Here is a 24,991-nt window from a genome sequence, read left to right as displayed (position 1 = left end):
CCCGACCAGCCGACACGCCCATGTGACGACCGGGTGCGGCGGGGTCGCCGACAGCAATCGAACGCTATCAAACCCAAATCACCAGAATCAAACACCGGATGCGGGGCGGTCAGACCCGTCCGCGCTCATAGGCGGCCTGGGCCCAGGTGCAGAGGTCGGCCAGGTCCGTGCTGAGCTGCCCCCAGGTCTTCCGGCTCGCCCGCAGGGTGCGGATCTCGAACGGGATCATCACGGCCTCCTCCTCCGCGTGCGGCGGCACCTCGCGCATCCCGCCGAAGACCCGCTCCTGGGAGATCGAGACGCGGCCGTTGAAGGCGGCCTGGGCGTAGGCCACCAGGGAGACCGGGGCGTTGGCGACGATCGCCCGGGTGGCCCGGTCGCGGAACGCCAGCTTCGGCCCCTCGTACGGGTCCTCCTGGTACTCGGACACCTTCGTGATCAGATCCTGCACCCGCTGCCGCAGGAAGCTCTGGGCCTCGGCGGAGAGTTGGGCGAACACCTCGGCGAGGACGGCACGGCTCAGCAGTACGGTGCCGTTCTTGATCTGGCCCTCGTCCTCGTCCGGGGCCACGTAGTCCGCGAAGGCCGCGATCTGGGTGAAGGCGAACTGGAGGTAGCCGTCCAGCTCCCGGCGCTCCCGGGCCCGGCTCTCGCCGGCCCCGCGCTGCCGGAAGTCCTCCATCGCCGAGGCGGCGAAGGCCTTGGCCTGCACCAGCCGGTGCCGCGCCTGCGGCAGCAGCATCTCGTCGTCCACCACCGGCGCCGCCTCCCGCAACCGGTCCAGGAAGTACGGCATCCCGCCCAGCGGCACGCCCACCGAGTAGTGCGGGTACAGGCCGTCCCCGTTGCCCTCGGTCCCGGCCTCCTCCTCGTAGCCGTTGCCCGGGGTCAGCAACAGGGCCTTCCCGGCCGTGGTGTAGTTCAGCCAGGTGGCGGCCGCCACGTCCAACGGGGCGGTGCCCTCCTCGGTCTCGGCGGCCTCCTCCGCCACCTCGTACAGCGCGTCCCGCACCTGGCGGATCTGGCCCAGGGTGTTCTCCACCAGCACCGGCCCGACCACCCGCGCATCCCCGACCACGCGCCAGGGCTTGGTCACGAACTCGAGGTTGGAGTACGCCTGCTGGGTGGGCAGCGAGCGGTAGTCGGAGACCAGCGTGTAGATCGGGACGTCCCCCCGCCCGTACCCGTGCACGGTCCTGCTGGCGGCCAGCAGGGTGTCCCCGGCGATCGGGTCCCCCGCCTGGTCCGCGACGGGAAGACAGATCTCGATCTCGAACCCGATCACCCGGTACTCCTCCACTCGTGGTGCGCCGCCCCGACGGCCGGACAGGCACAGGATCTTCACGGACCGGACTACACATCCGATAAACGACGTTCCGTCAGATCTACTGTCGCGCACGCGAGTTGAGCTCACCGGCCACGGACCGGGCGGCCTCTGAACACCCCTCCACCACACGGACCGGTGCGCCCGTAGGGGAACCCGCACGCCGCCCCCGGCACATCCATGGAGCTGATGGGCCGTCACACCGTCATCCCTGCGGATGCCTGCGATCCCCCGGCCCGTCATGTGGCGGCCACCCGGGCAGGCTAACTTCCCCCGCTGAAGACCTGACCGGTGGACGACGGAGGAGCACCATGAGCAGCGACGAGCCGGTCCGGGCCGAGAGACTCCAGGCCACCCGACGCGTGAGCGTGTCGGCGGCTCCCGCTCAGGGCGGCGGTGACGCCGGGCAGGGGTTCCAGGTCAAGCCGGAGCAGTACCAGGCGGCGGTGTCGCCGCTGCTCGCCGCGGCTGAGCAGGTCCGTGCGCTGTCGGCCTCGTTGGAGGCCTTCCTGCCCTCGGCGGAAGCCACAAGCCCTTGGGGCAACGACGACTCGGGGAAGAAGTTCGCCGAGGGCGACAAGGGCTACCTGAAGTTCAGCAAGGACACCCTGGAGGTGGTCAGGAGCCTGCCCGAGGCGCTGAAGGGCATCGCCGAGGGCATGAAGGCCATGGCCGAGGGCTACGACAACGCGGAGCAGTCGATCATCTCCACGCTGGAGGACCTCGACGCGGCCGAGATCGCGATACCCCAGGCCCCGGCCCTGCCGGTCGCCCGGGTGGACAACCCCGTGCACATCCCGGTGACCCCGCGGATCTCGCAGAGCGGAAGGCACTGACCCGATGGCCGTCGAACTCCCCGAACCCCTCCAGTGGGTGCTCCTGCTGCTGGCCGGCTGCCGCTGGCCGGAGGCCGACGAGGACCTGCTCCGCGACATGGCCGAACGCTGCCGCCAGGCCGCCTCGGACCTGACGGACGCCACGGAGAGTTCCGACGCCGCGATCAAGCGCGCGCTCGACGGCCAACAGGGCCGCGCCTCCGAGGCGCTGGCCGCCTACTGGGCGAAGTACGCCACCGGAAAGGGCACCCCGGAGGAGCCCGGCTTCCTCCCCGGCGCGGTCGACTCGCTCAACGGCATGGGCGACATGCTGGAGGCGACGGCCAACGCGGCGGAGACCGCGAAGATCCAGATCATCGCCCAACTCGGCATCCTCGCCTTCGAGATCGCCACCGCCGAGGCCGAGGCCCCGTTCACCGCGGGCGCCTCCCTGCTCCAGGTGCCGGTGATGGTCGGGGTCAGCCGGACGGTGGTCACCACCATCCTCAAGACCCTGCTCAAGGAAATGATCGAGATGGCGGCCAAGCAGGCCGCCCAGATGGCCGCCATCAACCTGCTCGCCCAGGGCATCCAGGTCGCCGAGGGGCACCGCAAGAGCATCGACATGAAGGAGCTCGGCCAGAACGCCCTCGGCGGCGCGGTCGGCGGCGCCTCCGCCCACCTCATCGGCAAGGGCATCGGCGGAGCGGGCGCCAAGCTCGGCGCCGAACGCGCGCTGAACTCCACGGTCGGCAAGGTGGCCACCGGCGCGGCGGTCGGCGTCGGCGCGGACGTCTCCACCCAGCTGATCACCACCGGCAAGGTGGACAGCGAGTCCCTGCTCGGCTCCGGCCTCTCCGGCGGCGCGGGCGCGGGCCTGCACGCCGGCTCCTCCGCCATCAAGGGCCACCTCAACGCCCCCAAGGCCGGCGACCTGCCGCACGTCGACACCTCGGGCACCCGCTCGCTCGACGGCGGGGACGGCCAGCCGACCTTCTCCAAGCCCACGCCCCGTTCCGTGGAGGGCAGTTACCACGGCCCGTCGGGCGAAGGCAGCGGCAGCAGCGGTGGTGGCGGCGGTTCGACCAGCCGCTCGCTGGACGGCGGCGGTTCGACCTCCGGCACGGGTACGCACGGCACGACCGAGGGCCGCCCCAGCAGCAGCCCGGGCGAGTCCCGGGTGAACGGGCTGACGCCGTTCGGCTCGAGCCGCTCCCTGAGTGAACCCTCGTCACCGACGTTCTCCCGTACGGAGGTCGGCCAGCACACGCCCACCGAGCACGCGGCGACCGCGACGACCCGCTCCCTCGACTCCACCGCCCAGCGCTCGGTGCCCGCCGAGCCCACCCAGATGCACGCGGCGGTCCCGCGCCAGGAGTCGGTGGCCGCCCGCTCGGACTCCCCCGTCATGACCCCGCGCGAGCAGGTCCAGGCGCACGAGCCGACCCTCCAGCGCAGCCACTCGGAGCCGACCCTCCGCCAGGACCAACCCGTCACGGCCCGCGAACCGCAGCTCACCCGCACCGACAGCACCCCCGTCACACCCCACGAACCGACCCTCCAGCGCAGCCCCGACGAACCGACGGTCCGCCAGGAACCGCAGCTCACCCGCACCGACAGCACCCCCGTCACACCCCACGAACCCACCGTCCAGCGCAGCCCCGTCGAACCGACGGTCCGCCAGGAGCCGCAGCTCACCCGCACCGACAGCGCCCCCGCCACACCCCACGAGCCGGCCGTCCGCCAAGAGCCCCTGCTCGCGCGCACCGACAGCACCCCCGTCACACCCCCGGAGCCTGCCCTCCAGCGCAGCCACTCGGAGCCGACGCTCCGTCAGGAGCAGCCCACCGTCCACGAGCCGCTGCTCACCCGCACCGACAGCGCCCCCGTGACGGCCCACGAGCCGACCCTCCAGCGCAGCCCCGTCGAACCGACGGTCACGCACGACCCGAGCCCCCGCCCGTCCGCTCAGGAGAGCGCGCCCCCGCCGGTCCACCAGCCCGTCCCGGAACGCGGCAGCACCGAGACGACCGTGCAGCGGCAGGAACCGCCGGCCGAGTCGACCGTCTCCCGGCCCGCCACGCCCGTCCACGAGCAGTCGGCCCCCGCGCCCGCGCCCGTCGCGCACTCGGCCACCCCCGTGCGCGAGTCCGTGACCGAGTCATCCAACCTGCCGCCGCAGCAGCCCCTGGGCACCACCTCGGTCCCCAACCTCGCCGGGGCACTCGGCGGCACCAGCGGTCACACCACCCTCGACGGCGGCACCCGGATCTCCGGCGGCCAGTCCCCGACCAGGAACGAACCGGAGCCGGTGGTGACCGGCCGGGTCTCCCCCGAGCCCTCCGCCACGCCCCAGACCCCGGCCGCCACTCCCCCGGTCCCCAACGGCTTCGTCACCGGCCCGGTCGGCGGTCACGGCACCGCGACGACCGGCAACCACGGCAGCAGCACCACCACCCGCCCCGCCGAACCGGCCGCGACCCCCTCCCGGCCGACCACCCCCACGGCCACCCCCACCACCACGCCCTCCGGCGGCGGCTCCCTCAAGCCGGGCCCCGAGCGCACCCCGCGCCGCCCCGCGCCGACGGACGATCAGGTGTACGACGGCTTCCGGGAGTTCATGGGCCGAGTGGACCCCGAGGCCCCGGCGCCGACCCACACCCCGCCGTCCCCGGAGCACCAGCAGCCGCCGAAGGCCGCCGAGGAAGCCCCGACGACCACCAACTCGACCACCACCGCTCCCGAGACCACCCACGTCCCGCCGGCCTCCCACCCCGCCACCTCCGACGCCACCTTCCCGCCGCCCGGCCCCCGGGTCCCGGTGACCGGCGACGGCCTCTGCCTGCTCAATTCGCTCGCCGTGAGCGCACCCGGGCTGCCGGGCGCCCACGGCACCGGTGCGGTGAGCCCGTCGCGGCGGCTGCAGACGGCGGTGGACCGGCACTTCACCGACCTGCCCCGTGAGCAGTGGCCCCCGGAGGTGGTCGCCAACTACCGCAACCACCAGCTCGGTCGCCCGGACCTGACCGCGAACGACCTGCTCGCGTACCTCCCGCGCGACGTCCGGGACGGCTACGTCGGGATGCCGCTCGACGACCTCCGGGGCATCGTCGGTGACCACCTCGCCCACAACACCCCGCCTCCGACCCCCAAGGAGCGGGACGCGCTGCTGCGGACGGTCCGCGACTGGCGCAACCGCTGGCTGACCACCGAGGGCGAGATGCTCCCGGCCGCCGCGGCCCACGCGCTGAACCTGCGCATGCGGGTCCTCGACCACGACGGCATCCCGCTGGCGATCTTCGGTCCGCCGGACGGGCAGCAGGTGACGGTGTATCACCGGGGCAACCACTACGACGGCAGCGAGCCGGCGCCGGTCCACACACCGGCCGTCACGCCGACCCCCAACCCCACCCCGGAGGTCAAGACCCCCGAGGTCAAGACCGAGGACCCGACCGTTCCCAAGGCCGAGGACCCCACGACCAAGGACCCGGAGGTCAAGGACCCCGAAGCCAAGGACCCCGAGGTGAAGCCCGAGGAGCCCGGCGAGAAGCCGGCCACGCCCCCCGAGGCCGAGCCGAAGACCCCCGCCACGGAGACCACCGCCCCCCGCCCGATCGCGGGCAACGACCTCGTCGTCGGCCTCACCGGGAACGAGGCGGCCGTCCGCCAGAAGGTGATCGACGTGCTCTCCGGGGTCGTCCCGGGTGACCGGGCAGCCGCCCGGGCGTTCGCCGACGCGCACTTCGGCCCGGCCACCCTCCGCCCGATGCTCAGCGCGCTCTCCCGCGGCGAGACCTGGACGGTGCCGCTCGAAGGCAACGGCTGGAGCGGGAACATCAAGCTCCGCGGCGAGGTCACCGAGTCGACCCACCTGCGCACCGAGAAGATCGAGTTCGAGAACGGCGCCGACCGCACCGTCGCGCTCGGCGGCAGCCGGGACTCGCAGTGGCAGTTCAACATCGGGGCCCAGACCCGCCAGGCGGGCGCGGGCGCCGAGGGGGCGGAGCTGGCCTCGTACTTCCACGACCGCGGCCAGGGCGAGGTCAACCTCGACCTGGGCGGCATGGTGGCCCGGTCCAAGACCTCCGAGCCCGCCGACGTGTTCGAGACCAAGATGAAGCTGGAGCTGGACTTCGGCTCGCTGCGCCACGACCACCAGCCCGTCACCACCGACCCCACCGGCAGCCACACCGAGGCGGTCGACCTCAGCCTGAACGTCGCGGTGCCGCAGCGTCCTGACGGTGACTCGGTCGGCGATCCGCGCACGCCCCCGCAACGTCTGCTGGACGGCCGGGTCGGCGGTCAGGAGATCGTGCTCGACCTCTCGCCGCACGGCGGCGGCCCCACCGACAAGCAGCCCGTCGAGGCGCTGCTCGACCAGGTGGAGAAGGCCGCGCAGCAGGAGTTCGGCAAGAACTGGCCAGCCATGCGGGAGAAGGTCCTCTCCGAGGTCGACTTCCCCCGGCTCCAGCGGGACTTGAAGAGCATGACGGCCGGCGAGCCCAGCACGGTCACGCTCAAGGACCGGCACGGCAGGACCATCGGCTCGGTGGAGATCAGCGCCAAGGTCGGCGACCTGCGCCAGACCGGGACCACCAAGGAGACCGAGTTCAACATCGGCACCTCCGTCCAGCAGGTGCGCAGCACCGCGAGCAACCGGGGCAACGCGGGCCAGTTCGGACTGGCCGGCGCGCTGCGGCCGGGCCCCGCCGTGTTCAGCGGCGGTGGCGCGGGGCGGCTCGGGCGGGACCACGTCGAGATCTCGGGCGACAGCCGGACCTCCCAGCTGACCAGCAAGTCCAAGGTGCCGGGCGTCCGTTACGAGGGCCCGGTGCAGTTCGAGATGACCTTCAACGGCAAGCCCGAGACGCACGCGGCGGGCACGGCGGACGTCAAGCTGCTGGTCGACCGCGCCGACACCACCGTCCCCAGGACCGAGGACACCACCCCGGCCCCCAAGACCGACGAATCGACTCCCGCCGCTCCCAAGGCCGACGAGACCGCCCCCGCCACTCCCAAGCCCGACGAGACCACCCCCGCGCCGAAGGCCGACGAGACCACCCCGCCTCCCACCCACGAGGTCACCAGCCCGCCCGACTCGGTCTGGCGCGGCGGCAACGACCGGGGCGGCCTCGGCGAGACCGTCGTGGTCCGTGACCTGGAGAGCACCGCCGCGCTCCGCAAGGCGGTCGACGCCCAGGGCCGGGAGCGGTTCGGCAAGGACTGGGACTCCGTCAGGGAGCAGGTCCTGCAGGGGTTCAGCCAGCCCAACCTGGCGGCCAAGCTCACCGGCATGACCCGGGGCGAGCCCCTGGAGATCAAGATCCCGGGCAAGGAGAACCTGGTCGTCACCGCGACCGCCCGGGTCGACTCGATGACCTACCGCCGCGAGGACGGCAAGGCCGAGCTCAACACCGTGAACGAGACCGGCAGTTTCCACGTCGACCGCAACCTGCTCTCCCGCACCGCCCTGGTCAACGGCCAGTTCGGCGGTACGGTCGCCCGCCCCACGCCCGGCGCGCCGGGCGCCGACCTGATCGGCGGCGTCAACGGCCAGCAGCGCGACCGGGCCGGCGCGCAGGGCCGGCAGGCCGACCGGGTGTACGCCAACGGCAAGTACTCGGCACCGCAGGTGATCTACGGTGCCGGCCTGACGGTCGACGTGCACTTCGGTCCGCCCGGTGACAAGGGCAGCAGCGGCAGGTCCGACACCTCGGCCCCGCTCAAGGTGGAGGTGGGCCTGGACTCCCGGGACACCGTCAAGGTCCAGGCGCCGCGCACCGAGGACGGCACCGTCGACTTCAAGCGCCCGGCCGAGCCCGCCCCGGGGAGCAAGCCGCCCGCCGAAGCGCCCAAGCCCGCCCCGCCGGAGGCGACCCACGTCGCACCCCGCCGGATGCGCGAGCAGCACGAGCTGAACGCCTCCTACGTGGTGCACAGCCTCAACGGCGCCGACAAGGTGCGCAGTTCGGTGGAGGACGCGGTCCGGAACAAGTACGGCGAGCCCTCGCAGGAGGTGAAGCAGAAGCTCGACGCCTCCCTCGACCGGGTCGCGCTCAAGACCAAGCTCTCCCAGCTCACCCGTGGCGGGCAGATCACCGAGACGATCTCCGGGACCACCTGGAAGGCCGAAGTCACCGTCACCGCACGGCTGCAGGACTCGACCTACCACTCCAAGGCGGACAAGTACGAGTTCGAGTCGGGCAGCCGTTCCTCGCGCGGACAGGGCAACCTGCGGGACGGGCGCGAGCGTTTCGACGGCGGCGGGCTGCTCCGGATGCGGGCCCCGATCGTGGACGCCACCGGCGGCTACACCTACCGGATGGACCGCACCTACGGCCACGGCTCGGAGACCATCGGCTCGGCCTCCAACCGCGGCAAGCACGTGGAGCCCGCCGTCTTCTTCGACGTCAACGCCGCCTACGACGTCAAGGTGGAGTTCACCCGGCTCGGGGTGAACGACGGCACGCACGTCGAACAGGTCGGCACGGTGGCCCGGGTGGCCGTCCCGACCCGCGACGCCGACCCGGTCTCGGGCCCGGTCGACCGGCCCACCACCACCCAGCCCAAGGGCTTCGTGGAGGGGCGCCGCCTCGACTCCTCCGCCATCGTCACCGACGTCCACGCCCTCCCCGACCCGACCCCGCCGAAGACGGACGGCACCACCCCACCCCCTCGGCAGACGCTCGGCGAGTCGCTCCTCACCCAGGTGGAGTCCGGCTGGAAGCCCAACTCCCTGCTCCCCAGCTTCGGACGGTCCGACGGGAAGCCGAAGTTGGAGAGCAACCCGTTCGGCAGCGACTGGCCGGGCCTGCGCAGCAAGCTGGACGCCGAGCTCACCCCCGACAAGCTCCAGGCCCGGCTCAAGGGCATGACGGCCGGCGACGAGATCGTGGTGCACCACGGCCGCACCACCGTCCGGGTCGGCGCCGTGCTCCGCGACCGGATGGAGCACCTGGGCGACTCCGGAACCACCGAGTTCAACACCGGCACCGACGTCCAGCGCTCCTTCGCGGACACCAAGGGCACCGCGCACGGCCACCAGGGCCTGCTCGGCGTGACGGCCGCCGTCCCGATCCCGAACACGCCCGTCTCGGTGACGGCCGGTCTGACCGGTACCGGCGGGCGCGGCCAGGAGCACGCGGAGACCGCCAACACCAGCACCTCGGCGGGTTCGGCCACCAAGGCCAAGCTGCCCGGCAGCGCCTTCCGGGGTGAGGCGGAGCTCCAGTTCACCATGACCAGGCGGCCGTTGGTCGGCCCCTCGGTGCACCAGCAGCGCACGGCGGCGATCGGCTTCGAGACCATCGTGGAGACGGGCGAGACCGTACCGGTCCCAAAACCGGCCACCGAGGACGCGACGACCGCGCCCGCGGAGCCGCCCCGGACGCTGTCGCCCGACGCGCCCGCGACCACCGAGGTCCGCGTCCCGCCGGAGCGGGTCTGGGAGGGCGGCCTGAAGGACAGCGACGTGCTGCGCTTCCTCGGCGACGTCGGCGGCGTGCAGGACCTGGCGCGGCTGCGCGGCCCGGAGTTCTTCGGCAGGAAGACCTGGGACGAGATGGCGCCGCTGGTCAGCGGGGCGACCTCGCACAGCCAGCTGTCCGCCCTCTTCACCACCGCGACCCAGGGCACCGAGGTCTCGGCCACCGTCCCCACCAAGCGGATCACCCTCGGCGGCGGCAAGGGGCTGGAGGTCGGCATGAAGATCGTCTCCCTCGAGCACCTGAACACCGAGAAGGCCTCGGAGTCCAGCCCGTCCAACTCCGTCTCCTCGGGCACCGTCCACTCCGACCCGTCGGCGAAGAACGCCGGCGCCCAGGGCCTGGTCGGCGCACGGATCACCGGCGACGTCACCCACAACCCGGCCCTGACCGGCGGCGCCCAGCGGTTCTGGCGCGAGGGCGGCACCCACGGCGACTTCGGCCAGGTGATCTCCAACGCCAAGTACCCCGTCCCGATGGCCCGTTACCAGGGCCACGCCGAGGTCGAGCTGACCCTCTTCGACGGCAAGCAGAACCCGGTCAAGGAGACCGGCATCATCCCCTTCACCGTCGACATCCCACTCGCCGACACCACCAAGGCCGACCTGCCCTCCGACTCCTACCTGGCCTTCACCCCTGAGCACCACGGCGGCGAGCTCCGCTCCACCGAGGACTCCGGACGGCTCGACGACGTCCACCGCACCCTGTCGGGAACCGACGCACCGTTCGACCACACCTCCGCCACGCCCGCCGAACGCGAGCAGCTCCTCGGCACCCTCCGGGTCGGCCAGGCCGCCTACGGCGGCGAGTTCAGCCCCGCCACCGAGGCCGGCACCGCCCACATCCGGGCCACCGACCGACTGGTCGAGCTCTCCGGCGGCTCCTCCACTGCCACCTCCACCCTGCTCGGCGACCTGCTCGGCAAGCCCGCCGGCACACCGCTGACCGGCGACGAGCTGCGCCAGGTGGTCGACTACGTGGAGCGGAAGTCCGCCCAGGGCCCCGTCACCCTGGACGACCTGGTCGCCGGGGCGAAGGACGGCTGGCCGGAGCACGAGCCCTACGACGTCCACCGCGCCACCTGGACCGACCACGGCCCGGCCAACGAACTGGTCACCGCCGCGATGGCGGAGGCCGCGGCAGCGGCCGCCCCCCTGCTCCAGTCGGACCTCCCACCCGTCGGCAAGCTCTACCTCACCGTCTCCGGCGAGGGCCCGAACCTGCCGCTGCGTCAGGAGCACGACCTCACCGGCGACCCCGCCCAGCAACTGCGCACCATCGAGGAGTCCACCTACCTCGGCCCGGGCAACCGCCCCACCGAGGTCGGCGTCCGCCTCGCCGCCGCCCCCGAGTCCGACCACCCCTGGGACTACCGCGTCACCGCCCGCCCCGAGGGCAGCCGCGAACTGACCATCCGCCACCACCGCACCCCCGAGGACCACCCCCAGGACGACCCCCTCCGCACCGCCACCACCTCCCACCTCGACGCGGCCGACACCTTCGTCACCTCCCGCACCACCCCGCCTCCGGAATCCGCCTGACGCCTCGCCCGGGCCAGGCCGACCGGCACCGCGACGGTCGTCCGCTGCGGACGCCCCACCGCTCCACCACGGCGGCGGTACGGCGGGTCCTCCCCCTCGCACCGGAGCCGTCGGCGCCCGGACCGGGACACTGTCTCCCGCACCGGCTCAGCGGCGGCGCCACCGGGGCGGTCTCACGGCGCGGTCCCCTGGGCGTACGCGCGGTACGCGTCGTAGTAGGCGAAGGTGCCGAGATCCCACGGCCCGAGCTGCGTGGTGAAGGAGTATCCGGTGTATCCCGAGACGTACGGCTGAACGGCAGTCAGGTTGGCCTGGAGCTTCGCGGGTTGCATGGGCCCGCCGCCGAGCGCCATGTCGTACATGTCGGCGTTCGTCCAGAGCGCCGGCCGCAGGACGTACCGCAGGGCGTGGAAGTACCGGCCGATCTGGTCCGCGCCGTATCCGTTGCCACCACCGTCCTGGACCGCGAGCACGTTGATCCGGGTCGGGTTGAACAGCGCGCCGAGGCGCCATGCGAACTGACCGGGGTCGAGGCGGCCACCGAGGTAGAACGGCGACGCCATGACGCGCAGGCCCGTGGTGGACTGCAGGTACGCGACGAGATCGGTGTAGTAGGCCCGGGCACCGGCCACCTTCGCCGGGTCGAGCAGGAGGGCGTCGTCGACCTCCTGCGGGACGTACCAGCCCGCGATCCTGCCCGGGTACCGGCTCGTCAGCTCGGCGGCCACGCTCTTCTGACGGGCCAGCAGCTGAGCCGTGTAGGCCGGGTCGGCGGCGTTCTGGTAGAAGCCCCAGTATCCGGGGCCGGCCAGCCCGAGCCAGACCTTCACGCCGTTCGCCGACGCGGCGCCGAGCAGCGGCGTGGTGACGTCCGCGCCCTTGGGCAGGGCCTTCGCCGGGTAGGACGCGACACCGCCGTCGTCGACGGTGGACTGCACGATGACGGTGCCGATTCCGGCGGCGGCGATCTGCGACAGTTCCAGGTTCCACCTGGCGGTGTCCCACCCGTCACTGCCCGAGGTGTGCGGCTGGTAGAAGGTGGCGCCGAACTTCGCGCGCGGGACGGTCTGCTGCGCCCCCGACACGCTTGCGCCGTACATGACAAAGGTCAGTACGGCCAGGAAACAGACGATTCTTCGGATCACCGGAGTTCCCTCCTCCGTGGCACGACGAAGGCACTGTCGAGCGGATCCGCGACGACGTTCACCGGCCCGCGTCGGCGGTGGGCCGGACACGGCACGGCGACTGTCACCGTGTCGTCGGTGGCGCGGTGTGGTCCCGGTCGTTCTGCGCGGGAATCAGCGCAACGATCCGAGGACGTCGATCGGCCGTCGTCGCGACATCGGGACTGCGACGACAGGCTCCCCCTGGGGAGCGTACTGAACACTCCCGAACGCCAACCAAGGCGTTGGTCAAATCCTACTGCGCCCGACCCGGAAGCGGTACGTCCCCGTCGGACTCGCCGGAGACCGGGACCGGGAAGTCACCGACCATCAGGGCCCGGCCCGCGCGGCCCGCGCGGGCCGGGCCGATCACCGTCGCGGCCGCGGCCCCGTCGGTCAACTCGTCGAGCCCCGCGTAGTGCCTCGCCAGGGAGTCGGATCCCCCGCCGACCCACAGGCCGACCTCGGCACCCCGGCGGAGCGTGTCGAGCAGGTCGTCGCGGGCCGGCTCACACGCGGTGGCGAACGACCAGGCGTCGGCCGGGACATCGATCGTTCGGCCGAGCATGCCCCGGACACGCCTCGCCGCCTCGGACCTCAGTCGGCCTGGGTGCTGTCCGCGTCGGCCTCGGCGGCCGCGCTCTCGGCCGCGTCGAGCTTCTGCTGCATGTCCTGCACCTGGGCGTTGTCGGCGCCCGCCGACTGTCCCGAACCGTGGTCCGTACCCTGGTGCGCGGCCTTCGGGCCGCAGGCGGTGAGGGCCAGCACCGCCGCGGTCACCAGCGTGACCACGGCGGCGGCGGCCTGACGGCCGGTCACTTGCCCTGCGCCGGGGCGCCGGCCTGGGTGGCGCACCAGGTGGCCACCGCCTTGAGGTCGTTCTGCCGGGTCTGCAGGGTGGGCACCATGCTCTTGCGGTGGGTCAGGCGGTCGTTCAGCAGGGTCTGGATCTCGGTGTGGCCGGCGGACTTGGCGTTCGCCACCCGCTGCTCCAGCCGGGCCACCGAGCCGCGGACGGTCGCGTCGCCGTTCAGCCGGGTCAGCGCGGCGGCCACGTGCTCCTGGGTCTTGGGCAGCCGCTTGCAGATGGACTTCGCGCCGTCGCCGGTCGGGGCACTGGTGGGCTTGGTGTCCGCCTGCGCGGGCGCGACGGCGAGCAGACTGCCGGCCAGGGCGAGGGCGGCGACGACGGCCTTGCGGTTGCTGGGCATGGCTGGATCTCCTTCGGTGACGGGTGGCCCCCGGTCCCCAGGTCACGGGTCCGGGCCAGGCCGGTCAGGAAGGTAGCGGGGCTTCTTGTGGAATCCCTGTGAGCACGACGCGCGCTCAGCGCCCCTGATCGGCCGTCAGCCAGTCCCGCCGCGACGGCATCTGCCCCGGCACCGTCGACGCACCGTCCCGCAGCAGCGGCAGCCGTACCTCGAACCGGGTCCCCAGCTCCCCCGGCCCGGGCCCGGCGGTCACCGTCCCCCGGTGCAGCGCGGTCTGCTGCGCCACCAGGGTCAGACCGAGGCCGGAGCCGGGGCTGTCCGGCCGCCGGTGGAAGCGGGTGAACACGGCCTGCCGCAGCGCCGGTTCGATCCCCGGCCCCAGGTCGTCGACGAAGAGCACCGCGGCCCCGCCGTCGGCCCGCAGCCGCACCGCGACGGTGCTCGGCTCGCCCGGCCGGTGACCGTGCGCCACGGCGTTCCCCAGCAGGTTGGCGAGCAGGATCCGCAGGCCGCCCTCCCAGCCGTACACCCGGACCTCCGAAGGGACATCGGTGGTCAGGAGCACCTCGGGGTGGTGCCGGCGGAGCTCCCCGACCGCGTCCTCGACCAGCTCCGCGAGGTCCAGCGGCCCGAAGGCCGAGGCCTCCACCAGGTCGCCCTGGGCCAAGGTACGCAGGGCGGTGAGGAGCTCCTCCAGCCGGCCGTGGTCCGCCCGGAGGTCGCGGACGACCTCCGCGCGCTCGGTGGGCGGCAGGTCGGGGTGGGCCGCGAGCACGTCGAGGTCGGTGCGCATGCTGGTCAGCGGGGTCCGCAGTTCGTGCGAGGCGGCGGAGGAGAACGACCGGGCGGTGTCCAGCGCGTGCGCCGTCCGGGCCGCCTGTTCGTCGTAGCGCGCCAGCAGGGTGCCGATGGCGGTGGCGAGTTCGTCGACCTCGGCGATCCGGCTCCGGCCGGGCGCGAAGGCCGCCGCACCGGCCGCCGGGTCGAGCGCGACGGCCCGGCGGCTGAGCCGGCGGATCGACAGGGTGGCCCGGTCGGCCAGGGCGAGGGCGAGCAGTCCGGAGACCGGCGCGGCCAGCACGGTCACCAGCAGCACCCGCCGCCGGACGGCGGCGAGTTGGGGTCCGTCGGCGGCGGCCGGGGCGATCAGGGCCAGCGTGCCCGGCACCGCACCGTCCACCTGGACGGTCAACACCCGCCAGGCGCTTCCGTGTTCGCGGACGGTGACCGGCCCACCGGGCCCACCCGGCAACCGGGCCGGGTCGATCGGGGAGGGGCCGCCCGCCAGCACCACGGCACCGTCCGCGGCGGTCACCCGCACACCGGAGTCGAGCGCGTCGCCGAGCACCTTGCGCCCCTGGTTCTGCTCGGCCCTGGGCCGTCCGTTGTGGTCGGCGGCCAGCAACGCCCGGGCCGAGGGCAGCACCGCGGCGGCCCGTTCCCGCAGCCGGGCGTCCTGCTGGCCCCGCAGGTCCTTGTTGACCAGTCCGAGCAGCAGGCCGCCGGCCCCGAGCACCAGCAGCGGCACCATCACCGCCACCGAGAGCGCGATCCGGGTGGAGAGCTTCACCGCCCGCCCTCCTCGACGGGAAGCCGGAGCACGAACCCGACGCCCCGCACGGTGTGGATCAGGCGCGGCCGTCCGCCCTCCTCCAGCTTGCGGCGCAGGTAGCTGACGAAGGTGTCGACCGCGTCGCTGCGCACCTCGAAGTCGTAGCCCCAGACCCGCTCCAGCAGGGTGTCGCGGCTCAGCACGATGCCGGTGTTCCTCACCAACTGCACCAGCAGCTCGAACTCCCGCCGGGTGAGGCTGATCTCGACCGTGCCGTGGTGCACCTGCCGGGTCTCCTGATCGATCGTCAGCGGCCCCGAGCGCAGGATGGCGGACGGCGGCGCGGGCCGCCGCCGCAGCAACGCCCGCAGCCTCAGCACCAGCTCCTCCAGGGCGAACGGCTTGACCAGGTAGTCGTCCGCACCGGCCTGCAGCCCGCTCACCCGGTCCGCGGTCTCGTCCAGCGCGGAGAGCATCAGCACCGGCGTCTCGTCACCCCGCCCACGCAGCTCCCGGCACACCTCGGTCCCCGACGGGCCCGGCATCGAGACGTCCAGCACCACCGCGTCGGCCGGCTCCCCCGCCAACAGGTCCAGCGCCTCGGGCCCGCTCCCCGCCGTCCGGACGGTGAACCCACTGAGCCGCAGCCCGCGCTCCAAAGAACGTCGGATCGCCGCGTCGTCATCCACCACCAGCACCCGTCCGGCACCCATCGGCTCTCCTCCGCTCCCGCCACGAGGCGCCCACGCTCTCACGCCTCCCCTCACGACGGCAGCCCGGGGTGCGCAGCCCGTCGACGGAGGGCAGCTGATGTGGTCTTGGAGTTTGTCGCCACCCAGGACTGGCTGACCGTCTACCAACTGCCCGCGTACGCTCCGGATCTCCAACCCGGTCGAGGGCATCTGGTCGCTAGTGCGGTGAGGGTTCCTGGCCAACGTCGCGTTCGCCGATCCGAACCACCTCGTGCGGACAGTCGGACGAGGCTTGCGGAAGATCCAGTACCGCCCCCAACTCGTTGACGGCTGCCTCGCCGAGACCGGACTGATCATCGCCCCGACCTGACCCCCGACATCGCGAGTTCAACCTGTAACGACGGATCTCCGGCGCAGGACACTAGCTCCGCTTCGGGTCCACTCCGGCAATCGTGTACACCGCGGTGGAACACGCGGTGATGGCGTCGTCGAGCATCCACGGCTCCTCATCGTCATCGGGCGGTTCCTGCTGCTTGAGCCGGCGTAGTACCGGGAGCAGCTCCGGTGCGGCCAGCTCGCACGCGGCCTCGATGGCGATGTGGTCGGGGTCGTCGCCGTCCAGCGCCGCGATCAACGCTGTCAGGATGCGCCGATCGCCACGCCGGGCCAGGCCGAGCAACGCCTCGCCGGCAGTGTCCGGGTCGGGATCGCCCACCCGCTCCAGCAGGGCGTGCCGGATCTGCTCGTTGTCGCCGGCCGATTCCAGTGCCAGACCGAAGGTCGCCCAGTCGCGGACGAAGTCCGACCGGTCGCCGCTGAGCCGGATCAGCGCGGCGATGGCTTCCGGGGAGGTGGGGGCTCCGGCGACCGAAGGCAGGGCGAAGGCCACCGCCTGGCGGACGTCCTCGTCGTCGTGCTCCGCCTGGCCCAGCACGGCGGCAAAGCCTCGCGGGTCGGCGAGGTGGTTCAATGCCACGACCGCCGACTGGACCACGCCGGGGCGCGAGTCGACACAGGCCTCGACGACGATCGGCAGGGTCTCCTCCCGGAACGGGCGGCCGACGCTGTACCCGAGCTGACCCAGGACGTCCAGGCCGACCACCCGCTCGCGCATGTCCTGGGCACGAGCCAGCGTGCACGCGGCTTCGAACGCCGACCGGTCCGCACGGCGGTGAAAGTCACTGACGACCTGCCAGTAATCATGCCCGTCCGGGTCCAGGAGCGCCGCAGCGCGTAGGACTTCGAGTCCCTCATCGTCATCAGCCACGCCCGTCAGCGTAGACAAACCACCCACGTGCCGCTCGAAATATCGTGCTACTACCGCTCGGGCAGAATCGAGCCGTCCCCACTCCCGACGCTGCTGTTCCTGGGCAGTGAACCCGCCCCCCTGCGCGTATCGCACGGACAGGACATACCCACCGCTCGGCACCTCTCGGCACCTACGACAAGGCGAGTTCAACCTGAGTGATGGTGGAGTCGGGTATTGGAAACTGCCCGAATGCCCCCTTCAAGCGCTTGTGGCGCTGATCGCGGAAGCGTCAGTCGTCAGCTGCGACGAGGAGAGTGAGCGTCGCTGCGGGGCGGTCGATGAGGACGAGTTCGTGGTAGTCGATGTGGATGGGGCCGTAGTCGTGGAACGCGTCCTTGGGAAGCTGTCCCAGTAGGTACCTGCTGGTCGCCTCGCGAATTGGGGTGTAGATCTCCTGACACAGGCGTGAGGCGAGTGAATCCGGGACGTCTCCATGTTGGTTGGCCCAGGAGTGGATGACATCGACGGCCGTCGCGGCGTCGACGGTCTCGTAGGCGTCGGGGGTGATGCGGTCAAGCCACCACTGCCCGTGCCGTGGCCAGTCTTGGACGCCGGCTCCGTCGTACGTGTTCCGAAACTGCGGGTGTGCGATCAAGGCGGCCAGCACGTCTCGGTTGTCCAGTGCCTCGGACGACAACTGGAAACGCGTGGCGTCGACCCAGCGGTAGCCGTGGGAGCCCTCACCGAAGTCGAAGTCTCGGAAGTTGATGAAGGGGCTGTCCAAGTGGACGAGGGCGGGCACTGGTTCCATGGTGGTCATCGTAGGTCTCGCGGTTACTCAATCCCATCAGGGATCTTCGGCCTGACCAGCGACTATTCGCGACGTTTCACATATCCGGCACCCGGATCTCCCTCGGTACGGCTCACGAGGTCGTGCGTCGGCTGACTTCAGCTGCGTAGGCGGCCCGGGCGCGGCGGCGGCCCAGGACCGTGCACCCCACGGCCACCAGGCCGATGGCCACGACCCTGGCGGCTTGGTAGTAGCCGGACGCCAGGTTCTCCGGGGTGCCGGGCAGTCTGAAGGTGACCCACACCACCGCCACCAGGCCGACCACGACCAGCGCGACCGATCCCACCGTTCCGAGCTCTGCCCACCAGGGCCCGAAGTCGTGGCCCCGCTCGTCGGTCTGCTGGGGTTTCTCGTCGGCCATGCGCTGTTCTCCTTGAGGGTCGTGGCGGTCGGGAGGAGAGACGCCGCAGCGGCTCGCGGGGTTCACCGTAACCGGCGTCAGCGGCGGCGCCACTGACGGGCGATCAGCCAGACCAGGTAGAGGCCGCCGACCACGCCGGTGAAGACGCCGACCGGGAGCTGGGTGGGGGCGAGCAGGCGTTGGGCGGCGAGGTCGCTCAACGCGAGGAGGACCGCGCCGAGCAGGGCGGAGGCGAGCAGGTTCGGGCCGGTCGCGCGGGTGAGGCGGCGGACGGCCTGCGGGGCGATCAGGGCGACGAAGGGGATCGGGCCGGCGGCCGCCGTGGCGGCGGCGGTGAGGGCGACGCCGACCAGCACGACCCCCGCCCGGACGGGCTCGGCGCGGATGCCGAGGGCGGTGGCGGTGTCGTCGCCCATCTCCAGCAGTCGGAGGGAGCGGCCGAGCACCAGGGCGGCCGGGAGGAGCACCAGCAGGACGACGGCGAGCGGGCCGCAGTGCTCCCACCCCCGGGCGTTCAGGCTGCCGGTGAGCCAGACCGCCGCGCTCTGGGCGTCGGTGAAGGAGGCCCGGGCGATCAGGTAGGCGTTCAGCGAGGCGAGCAGCGAACTCACGCCGATGCCGACCAGGACCAGGCGGTAGCTCTGGGCGCCGCCCTTCCGCGCCAGCAGGTAGACCGCGGCCGAGGTGACCAGCCCGCCCACCACCGCTCCCCCGGCCACCGAGGCCGCGCTTCCGCCGATGACCAGGATCACCGCCAGCGCCCCCGTCGCCGAACCGACCGTGAAGCCGATGACATCGGGACTGCCGAGCGGGTTGCGGGCCAGCGTCTGGAACAGCGCCCCGGCCAGGCCCAGCGCAGCGCCGACCAGCAGCGCGGTCAGGACGCGCGGCAGCCGCAGCTCGGTGACGACGTACCGGGTGCCGCGCGGCCCGCTGCCGAGCAGAGCGTCCAGCACCCCGGAGACCGGGACCGGGAAGTCACCGACCGTCAGGGCCCAGACCGCGCAGGCGGCCAGACCGAGGGTCAGGAACACGCAGACGGCGACGGCGCGCGGGTGCAGGCGGAACGAGAGGCCGCGTGGGAGGCGGAGCGAGGCAGGGGCGTTCACAGCTGGGCGATCCTCCGGCCCCGGACCAGGGCGATGAAGAGCGGGGCGCCGAGGAAGGCGGTGACCACGCCGACCTGGAGTTCGGCGGGGTGCAGGACGAGCCGGCCGAGGATGTCGGAGCCGAGCAGCAGGACGGGGGCGAAGACGGCGGAGAGCAGCAGGACCCAGCGCTGGTCCGCACCGGCCACGTACCGGGCCAGGTGCGGGACGGCCAGGCCGACGAAGGCGATCGGGCCGACGGCGGCGGTGGCCGCGCCGCAGAGCAGGGTGATGGCGAGCAGGCTGAGCAGCCGGGTGCGGAGCGGACGGGCGCCGAGGGCGTGACCGGTCTCGTCGCCGAGGGCCAGGACGTTCAGCGAACGGGCCAGCAGCAAGGTGATCAGGGCCCCGGCCGCGAGGAACGGGAGCACCTGGCGGAGCACGGCGGCGTCCAGGCCGCCGAGCGTGCCGACCTGCCAGTAGCGGAAGCGGTTGAGGGTGAGCGGGTCGAGCAGGATCAGGCCGTTGACGAAGGCGGTGAGCACCGCCGTGACGGCCGTCCCGGCCAGCGCCAGCCGGGCCGGGGTGGCGGAGGCCCGGCCCCCGGAGCCGAGCAACTGCACCACCAGGGCGGCGATTCCGGCTCCGGCCAGCGCGAACCAGACGAAGGAGTGGAAGCCGCGCAGCCCGAACAGCGCAGTCCCGGCCGCGACGGCGGCCGCCGCTCCGCCGTTGACCCCGAGCAGTCCGGGGTCGGCGAGCGGGTTGCGGGTGACGGCCTGCATCAGGGTGCCGGCCAGGCCGAGGGCGGCGCCGATCACCACGGCCAGCAGGGTACGGGGGATCCGGGTGTGGTGGACCACGATCCAGTCCTCGTCGGTGGGCTGACGGTGCAGCAGCACGTCGAGCACCCGGGCGGGCGGCACCCAGCGGGCGCCGACCGCGATCCCGGCCAGCATCAGCAGCACGAGCAGCGCCAGCCCGCCGAACAGCCAGCCGACCCGCCGCCGGGTGGACCGCCCTCGCCGGGCGGCCGCGTCCCGCCGGGGCGGGGCCGGGGCGGTGAGGGTGTCGGTGGTCATGGGGGGTCCTAGGGGGTGATGACGGACGGAGCGCCGCGCAACGGGATGCCTACGCCCCCGTCGGCACCGGCACGCACCGGCGGACGCCGCCCGCGGCCGGTGCCGCCGCGTGGCGATCGCACCGGACGGGTCGGGCGGCGGACTCAGGCGTGCTCGTGCTCGTCGTCCTCGTGGTGGTCGTGGTTGGCGGTGCCGCGCTTCCAGTAGCCGTCCACGTCGACCTGCTGCTTCAACAGGCCGCGGTCGTTGCGCAGGTGACGGCGGATCGGCTTGAGGGTGTTGGCCTCGCCGGCGACCCAGCAGTAGCCCAGCCCCTCGGGGAGGACGGCGGCGCGGATCGCCCGCTCCAGCAGGTCGGTGGTGCCGGCGGGGGCGGTGCCGCGGTGCAGCCAGGTCATGGTGAGGTCGGTGGCGGTCTCGAGGACCTGCTCGTCCTCGGGGCCGGGCACCTCGGCGAAGGCCAGCACCTTCACTCCGGCCGGCAGCATCTCGATCCAGCGGGCGAGGGCCGGCAGGGCGGTCTCCTCGGCGGCCAGCAGGTACCAGTCGTGGACGAAGTCGATCACCTCGGAGCCGCGCGGCCCGAAGACGCCGAGCCTCATCCCGGGCTCGGCCGAGGCCGCCCAGGAGGATCCGACGCCGGTGCCGTGCAACACCATGTCGATGTCCAACTCCTGCTCCGCCCGCCGGTAGTGACGGATGGTGTAGTCACGGGTGAGCGGCTCGGACATGCCCTCGGGGGCGTCCACCCAGGTGTCGTCCACCACCACCGGCTCGACCGGAGCAGCAGCCCCCTCCTCCGCGAAGCAGAGCTTCACGTGGTCGGTGGGCTGCTGCTCGCAGAAGCCTTCCAGGGCCTCGCCGCCGAAGGTGACCCGCACCGTGCCCGGGGTGACCCGGAGCACCCGCTTCACTTCCAGGAACCGGTACTTGAGCGGGTGCCGGACGATCCGCAGCCGGGGCGGAACGGTCACGGCGGGCACGGCGGCTTCGGTGGTCATGGTCGGCCCGTTCGGTACAGGAGTGATCAAGTCAGCTTAGGCTAGCCTAACTTACTCGTGAAAGGCCAGCCCCGGCGGGCTGCCCGGCCGAGGGCCCGTCGGCGACCACCCGCCCGCCGTCCATCCGCACCACCCGGGGCAGCCGCGCGATGGTCTCCGGCCGGTGCGCGATGACGATCAGCGTGCAGTCCGCCCGCAGTTCGTCCAGCGCGTGCTCCAGCCGGGCGGCCGTCGCGGGGTCGATGTCGGCGGTGGCCTCGTCCAGCACCAGCACCGCCGGATCGGCCAGCACCGCCCGGACCAGGCCCAGGATCTGACGCTCCCCCGCCGAGAGGTTGCCGCCGCGCTGGCCGACCTCGGCGTCCAGGCCGCCGGGCAGGCCGGCGATCCAGTCGGCCAGGCCGAGCCGCTCCACCGTCCGCTCGATCTGCGCGCGGGTCGGTTCGCCCTGCACCAGGGCCAGGTTCTCCGCCACCGTGCCGGTGACCATCCGGACCTCCTGCGGCACCAGCACCACCCGGCGCCGCAGTTCGGCCTCGGGCACCTCGCGCAGGTCCGTGCCGCCGAAGCTCACCGTGCCGCCGTCCGGCGCGTAGAGGCCGCAGAGCAGCTTGGAGAGGGTGGTCTTGCCGGAGCCGGTCTCGCCGACCACACCGGTCCGGCTGCCGGCCGGGAAGGAGAGCGAGACGGCGTGCAGGGTCCGCCGGTCGGCGCGGTAGTGGTACTCCACCGCCTCGCACCGCAGCTCGCCCCGCTCCGGCAGGGAGACCGGGCCCGACGGGCCCGACGGGGCGGTGGCGTCCAGCAGTTCGAGCAGCCGGGCCAGGCCGGTCTTGGCGCCCTGTACCTCGCCGACCAGCTGGGAGAGCTCGGTGAAGGAGTCGAACAGGTTCCGGCTGGCGAGCACGAAGACCACCACCGTGGGGAGGCCCATCAGGTCCTGGGTGACCATCCAGCCGCCGACCGCGAGCAGCACCACCAGTGCCAGTCCCTCGACCAGCGAGACCAGGTCGATCCGGTTCTCCACCAGCAGGGCCCGCCGGGCGGCGGTGACGGCGTGGGTGTTCTCCCGGTCGAAGCGCTTGGTCCAGCCGGCCAGCCCGCGCGAGGTCTGCAGCGCCTCACGGGCCGTCAGGGTCTCGGTGAAGGTGGCCGCGACGGCCGCCTCGGCCTGGGCCTTGCCGCCGAAGGCGGCACCGGCGTCGCGCTGGAACCACCGGGTCACCAGCAGGGTCAGCGGAAGGAAGACGGCGAGCTGCAGCAGCAGCATCACCCAGGAGTACCCGGCCAGCAGCACCACGGTGAAGACCAGGGTGGCCCCGGAGGAGACCAGGTTGCGCAGGTGCAGCCGGACGAAGGCGGCCAGCCCGGCCACCTCGCCGGTGGCCCGGCGCAGCAGCTCGCCGCTGCGGTGGGTCTCCAGGAAGCGCAGCGGGGCGGTGGCCAGGTTCTCCACGGCCCGCTCGCGCAGTGAACGGACCACCTCCTCGCCCGACTTGATGAGCAGCAGCTCACCGACCCGGGCCAGCGCGAGCTGGGCCACCGCGGCGATCACCAGCAGCGTCACCGCGAGGCCGAGCAGCCGACGGTCGCCGTCCGTCAGGGCCTTGGTTGCCAGGCCGACCAGCGGGGCGACGGCCACCAGGGCGGCCGAGTCGGCCAGGCCGACGCCCAGCGCGATGCCGAGCTTGGTGCGGTGCGGCCGCAGGTACGGGGCCGCGCGGCGCAGCACCTGCTTCTGGTCGGCCTCGTCCTTCAGCACGGGCTGCTCAGCCACGGGACACCTCCTCGGTACGGTCCTCCGCCTCGGCGGAGTGGAGCGGGGCGGCCAGCGTGACCACCCGGTCGGCGGCGGCCAGCACGGCGGAGCGGTGGGTGCAGAAGACCACGGTGCGGTCCTCGGCCCAGACCTTCAGCCGCTCCAGCACCAGCTCCTCCGTACTGGTGTCCAGGGCGGAGGTGGAGTCGTCGAGCAGCAGCACCTTCGGGTCCCCGAGCAGGGCCCGGGCGATGGCCAGGCGCTGGACCTGACCGCCCGACAGGGCGGTTCCCCCCTCGCCGAGTTCGGTGGCGTAGCCGTCCGGCATGGCGGCCAGCTGGTCGTGGATGCCGGCCGTCCGGCAGGCCTCGACCAGCGCCTCCTCGGGCAGGTCGCGGCCGAGCCGCAGGTTGTCGGCCACCGTGCCCGAGAGCAGCACGGGGCGCTGGGCCACGTAGGCGATCCGGGTGCGGACCTCGTCCAGCAGCACCTCCCGCAGGTCGGTGGCGCCGTAGCGGACGGTGCCGGTGGCCGGGTCGTCCAGCCGGACCAGCATCCGCAGCAGGGTGGACTTGCCGGAGCCGGTGGCCCCGTCGAGCGCGAGGAACTCGCCGTGCGCGACGGTGAGGTCGATCGGGGCGAGGACGGTGCGGCCGTCCCGGACGGCGCTGACGCCCGTCAGGCTGAGCGCACCGGTGGCGGGCAGCGGCTTCGCGGCGCCGGGGGCGGGCTCGACCACGGTGGGGAGGATGGAGAGCGCCTCGTCGATCCGGGCGGCGGCCACGTCGGCCTGGCCGCGCTCCAGCAGACGATCCACCAGCACCCGGGTGGCCAGGGTGATGATGGCCATCCAGGAGATGAAGGCGAGCAGCGCGCCCTTCTTCAGCGAGCCGTCGAGGACGGCGAGGCCGCCGATGCCGACGCCGGCCGCGACCGCGATCCGCGGGACGAACGGTGCCACGGCCGCCCAGCTCGCCTCGACCCGGGCGGCGATCACGGTGCGCCGCTTGACCTCGGCGCTGGCCAGGTGGTGACGGTCCACCAGGGGGCGGTGGCCGCCGGTGCCGCGCAGGCCGGTGCCGACCTGGAGCAGGTCGGCCACCGCGTCGGCCCGGTCGCCGTGCGCCGTGGCCAGCTCGCCGCTGGCGGCGGCGAAGCGCTTGGGGAAGTACAGGTTGACCCAGACCAGGAAGGGCAGGGTGGCCAGGGCCACCAGCAGCAGGCTGACGTCGGTGACGGCGAGCGCGGGCAGCACCACCACGAAGGTGGTGGCCAGCACCACCCAGATCGCCAGGCCGTGCACCCACTCGCGGACCAGGTCGGTGTCCCGGGTGGCCCGCATCGACAGGTCGCCGTGGCCGCGCGAGGCGAGCGCGCCGCGGTCGAGCGAGGACAGGTGGCGCAGCAGGCGCCCGCGCAGGTCGGCGCCGACCTTGCAGTCCGCGTAGGCGGAGAGGAACTGCCAGCCGAACAGACCGGCGAACTGCACCACGGCAGTGGCCAGGGTGGCCACGCTCCAGAACAGCAGCGTGCCGCTGTCGTTCTTCTCCAGGCCCTCGTCGATGGCCTGCTGCACGCACCACGGCACGGCCAGCAGGGCGAGTTGGCGGATCGCGGCGGCCACCATGGCGGCGGCCACCAGGCCCCGGTGCGGGCGCAGCGCGCCGCGCAGCAGGGCGCGGGCCCGGCGGCGGCGCTCGGGCGAGAGCGCGGCGGGGTCCAGGTCCTCGTCGGCGAGGTCCTCGGCGGTCAGCCCGCCGGGGTCGGCCGGGGCGATCTGATCGGTGCTCAACTGGTGTCCGTCTGTTCGGGATCGGAA

At 73.0% G+C, this 24,991-nt stretch carries 17 protein-coding genes and 1 pseudogene; 3 read left to right on the top strand and 15 right to left on the bottom strand.

Annotated elements, in window-relative coordinates:
* Positions 1-109: 109 nt before the first annotated feature.
* A complete protein-coding gene (locus ACWCYY_RS23940) occupies positions 110-1,285 on the bottom strand; it encodes a hypothetical protein (RefSeq protein WP_449797186.1) in 1,176 nt (391 codons plus the stop codon).
* Between the two features lie 350 nt (positions 1,286-1,635).
* Between ACWCYY_RS23940 and ACWCYY_RS23935 the strand changes: the two genes are divergently transcribed.
* Together ACWCYY_RS23935 and ACWCYY_RS23930 are read left to right on the top strand one after the other, a co-directional pair.
* The gene (locus tag ACWCYY_RS23935) at positions 1,636-2,160 is read left to right on the top strand and encodes a hypothetical protein (protein WP_449797185.1); all 525 of its coding nucleotides are present in this window, start codon (positions 1,636-1,638) and stop codon (positions 2,158-2,160) included.
* A gap of 4 nt (positions 2,161-2,164) precedes the next feature.
* A complete protein-coding gene (locus tag ACWCYY_RS23930) occupies positions 2,165-11,164 on the top strand; it encodes a WXG100-like domain-containing protein (protein ID WP_449797184.1) in 9,000 nt (2,999 codons plus the stop codon).
* A gap of 173 nt (positions 11,165-11,337) precedes the next feature.
* Here ACWCYY_RS23930 and ACWCYY_RS23925 read toward each other — a convergent pair whose 3' ends face one another.
* The 6 genes from ACWCYY_RS23925 to ACWCYY_RS23900 all read right to left on the bottom strand — a co-directional run bounded on the left by ACWCYY_RS23925 (position 11,338) and on the right by ACWCYY_RS23900 (position 15,803).
* Complete coding sequence (locus ACWCYY_RS23925) at positions 11,338-12,309, bottom strand: DUF4434 domain-containing protein (RefSeq protein WP_449797183.1); 972 nt, start codon at positions 12,307-12,309, stop codon at positions 11,338-11,340.
* Between the two features lie 274 nt (positions 12,310-12,583).
* Complete coding sequence (locus ACWCYY_RS23920; RefSeq protein WP_449797182.1) at positions 12,584-12,895, bottom strand: hypothetical protein; 312 nt, start codon at positions 12,893-12,895, stop codon at positions 12,584-12,586.
* Between the two features lie 29 nt (positions 12,896-12,924).
* Positions 12,925-13,146, bottom strand: coding sequence for a hypothetical protein (locus ACWCYY_RS23915; protein ID WP_449797181.1), 222 nt, complete (start codon positions 13,144-13,146; stop codon positions 12,925-12,927).
* Positions 13,143-13,538 (bottom strand): hypothetical protein, encoded by a 396-nt coding sequence (locus ACWCYY_RS23910; RefSeq protein ID WP_449797180.1) that lies wholly within the window; start codon positions 13,536-13,538, stop codon positions 13,143-13,145. Before ACWCYY_RS23910 ends, ACWCYY_RS23915 begins: the two co-directional genes overlap by 4 nt.
* A 115-nt stretch (positions 13,539-13,653) precedes the next feature.
* Entirely contained in the window at positions 13,654-15,108 is a 1,455-nt protein-coding gene (locus ACWCYY_RS23905) for a sensor histidine kinase (protein WP_449797179.1), read from the bottom strand.
* Positions 15,105-15,803 (bottom strand): response regulator transcription factor, encoded by a 699-nt coding sequence (locus ACWCYY_RS23900; RefSeq protein WP_380149783.1) that lies wholly within the window; start codon positions 15,801-15,803, stop codon positions 15,105-15,107. Before ACWCYY_RS23900 ends, ACWCYY_RS23905 begins: the two co-directional genes overlap by 4 nt.
* A gap of 108 nt (positions 15,804-15,911) precedes the next feature.
* On the opposite strand from ACWCYY_RS23900, the pseudogene ACWCYY_RS23895 reads away from it, so the two are divergent.
* Positions 15,912-16,152, top strand: a pseudogene (locus ACWCYY_RS23895) (transposase); the annotation flags it as partial.
* A gap of 51 nt (positions 16,153-16,203) precedes the next feature.
* Here the strand turns inward: ACWCYY_RS23895 and ACWCYY_RS23890 are convergent.
* The 8 genes from ACWCYY_RS23890 to ACWCYY_RS23855 all read right to left on the bottom strand — a co-directional run bounded on the left by ACWCYY_RS23890 (position 16,204) and on the right by ACWCYY_RS23855 (position 24,964).
* Positions 16,204-17,049, bottom strand: a complete 846-nt coding sequence (locus tag ACWCYY_RS23890; protein WP_449797178.1) for a HEAT repeat domain-containing protein — start codon at positions 17,047-17,049, stop codon at positions 16,204-16,206.
* Positions 17,050-17,320: 271 nt separating this feature from the next.
* The gene (locus tag ACWCYY_RS23885; RefSeq protein WP_380149782.1) at positions 17,321-17,842 is read right to left on the bottom strand and encodes a hypothetical protein; all 522 of its coding nucleotides are present in this window, start codon (positions 17,840-17,842) and stop codon (positions 17,321-17,323) included.
* Between the two features lie 112 nt (positions 17,843-17,954).
* A complete protein-coding gene (locus ACWCYY_RS23880; protein ID WP_380149781.1) occupies positions 17,955-18,242 on the bottom strand; it encodes a hypothetical protein in 288 nt (95 codons plus the stop codon).
* A 77-nt stretch (positions 18,243-18,319) separates the two neighbouring features.
* Positions 18,320-19,351, bottom strand: coding sequence for a FecCD family ABC transporter permease (locus tag ACWCYY_RS23875; protein WP_449797177.1), 1,032 nt, complete (start codon positions 19,349-19,351; stop codon positions 18,320-18,322).
* Entirely contained in the window at positions 19,348-20,412 is a 1,065-nt protein-coding gene (locus tag ACWCYY_RS23870) for a FecCD family ABC transporter permease (RefSeq protein WP_449797176.1), read from the bottom strand. Before ACWCYY_RS23870 ends, ACWCYY_RS23875 begins: the two co-directional genes overlap by 4 nt.
* Before the next feature lie 143 nt (positions 20,413-20,555).
* On the bottom strand, positions 20,556-21,413 hold the full coding sequence (locus ACWCYY_RS23865; protein ID WP_449797175.1) for a siderophore-interacting protein: 858 nt from the start codon (positions 21,411-21,413) through the stop codon (positions 20,556-20,558).
* 46 nt (positions 21,414-21,459) lie between these two features.
* Positions 21,460-23,190: an ABC transporter ATP-binding protein gene (locus tag ACWCYY_RS23860; RefSeq protein WP_449797174.1), complete on the bottom strand. Its 1,731-nt coding sequence runs from the start codon at positions 23,188-23,190 to the stop codon at positions 21,460-21,462.
* Positions 23,183-24,964, bottom strand: coding sequence for an ABC transporter ATP-binding protein (locus ACWCYY_RS23855; RefSeq protein ID WP_380149776.1), 1,782 nt, complete (start codon positions 24,962-24,964; stop codon positions 23,183-23,185). The genes ACWCYY_RS23860 and ACWCYY_RS23855 overlap by 8 nt, the downstream gene beginning before the upstream one ends.
* Between the last annotated feature and the right edge of the window lie 27 nt (positions 24,965-24,991).

Source organism: Kitasatospora sp. NPDC001664 (genome assembly GCF_053596675.1).
Note: the sequence above shows the minus strand (reverse complement) of the source record. Positions and strands in the feature narration are given on the sequence as shown.

What these genes read in the sequence shown, in the direction of transcription:
- ACWCYY_RS23935 (WP_449797185.1), top strand. Translation starts at nt 1,636, where the DNA reads ATGAGCAGCGACGAGCCGGTCCGGGCCGAGAGACTCCAGGCCACCCGA.
- ACWCYY_RS23910 (WP_449797180.1), bottom strand. Translation starts at nt 13,538, where the DNA reads ATGCCCAGCAACCGCAAGGCCGTCGTCGCCGCCCTCGCCCTGGCCGGC.
- ACWCYY_RS23885 (WP_380149782.1), bottom strand. Translation starts at nt 17,842, where the DNA reads ATGGAACCAGTGCCCGCCCTCGTCCACTTGGACAGCCCCTTCATCAAC.
- ACWCYY_RS23865 (WP_449797175.1), bottom strand. Translation starts at nt 21,413, where the DNA reads ATGACCACCGAAGCCGCCGTGCCCGCCGTGACCGTTCCGCCCCGGCTG.
- ACWCYY_RS23870 (WP_449797176.1), bottom strand. Translation starts at nt 20,412, where the DNA reads ATGACCACCGACACCCTCACCGCCCCGGCCCCGCCCCGGCGGGACGCG.
- ACWCYY_RS23930 (WP_449797184.1), top strand. Translation starts at nt 2,165, where the DNA reads ATGGCCGTCGAACTCCCCGAACCCCTCCAGTGGGTGCTCCTGCTGCTG.
- ACWCYY_RS23920 (WP_449797182.1), bottom strand. Translation starts at nt 12,895, where the DNA reads ATGCTCGGCCGAACGATCGATGTCCCGGCCGACGCCTGGTCGTTCGCC.
- ACWCYY_RS23900 (WP_380149783.1), bottom strand. Translation starts at nt 15,803, where the DNA reads ATGGGTGCCGGACGGGTGCTGGTGGTGGATGACGACGCGGCGATCCGA.
- ACWCYY_RS23880 (WP_380149781.1), bottom strand. Translation starts at nt 18,242, where the DNA reads ATGGCCGACGAGAAACCCCAGCAGACCGACGAGCGGGGCCACGACTTC.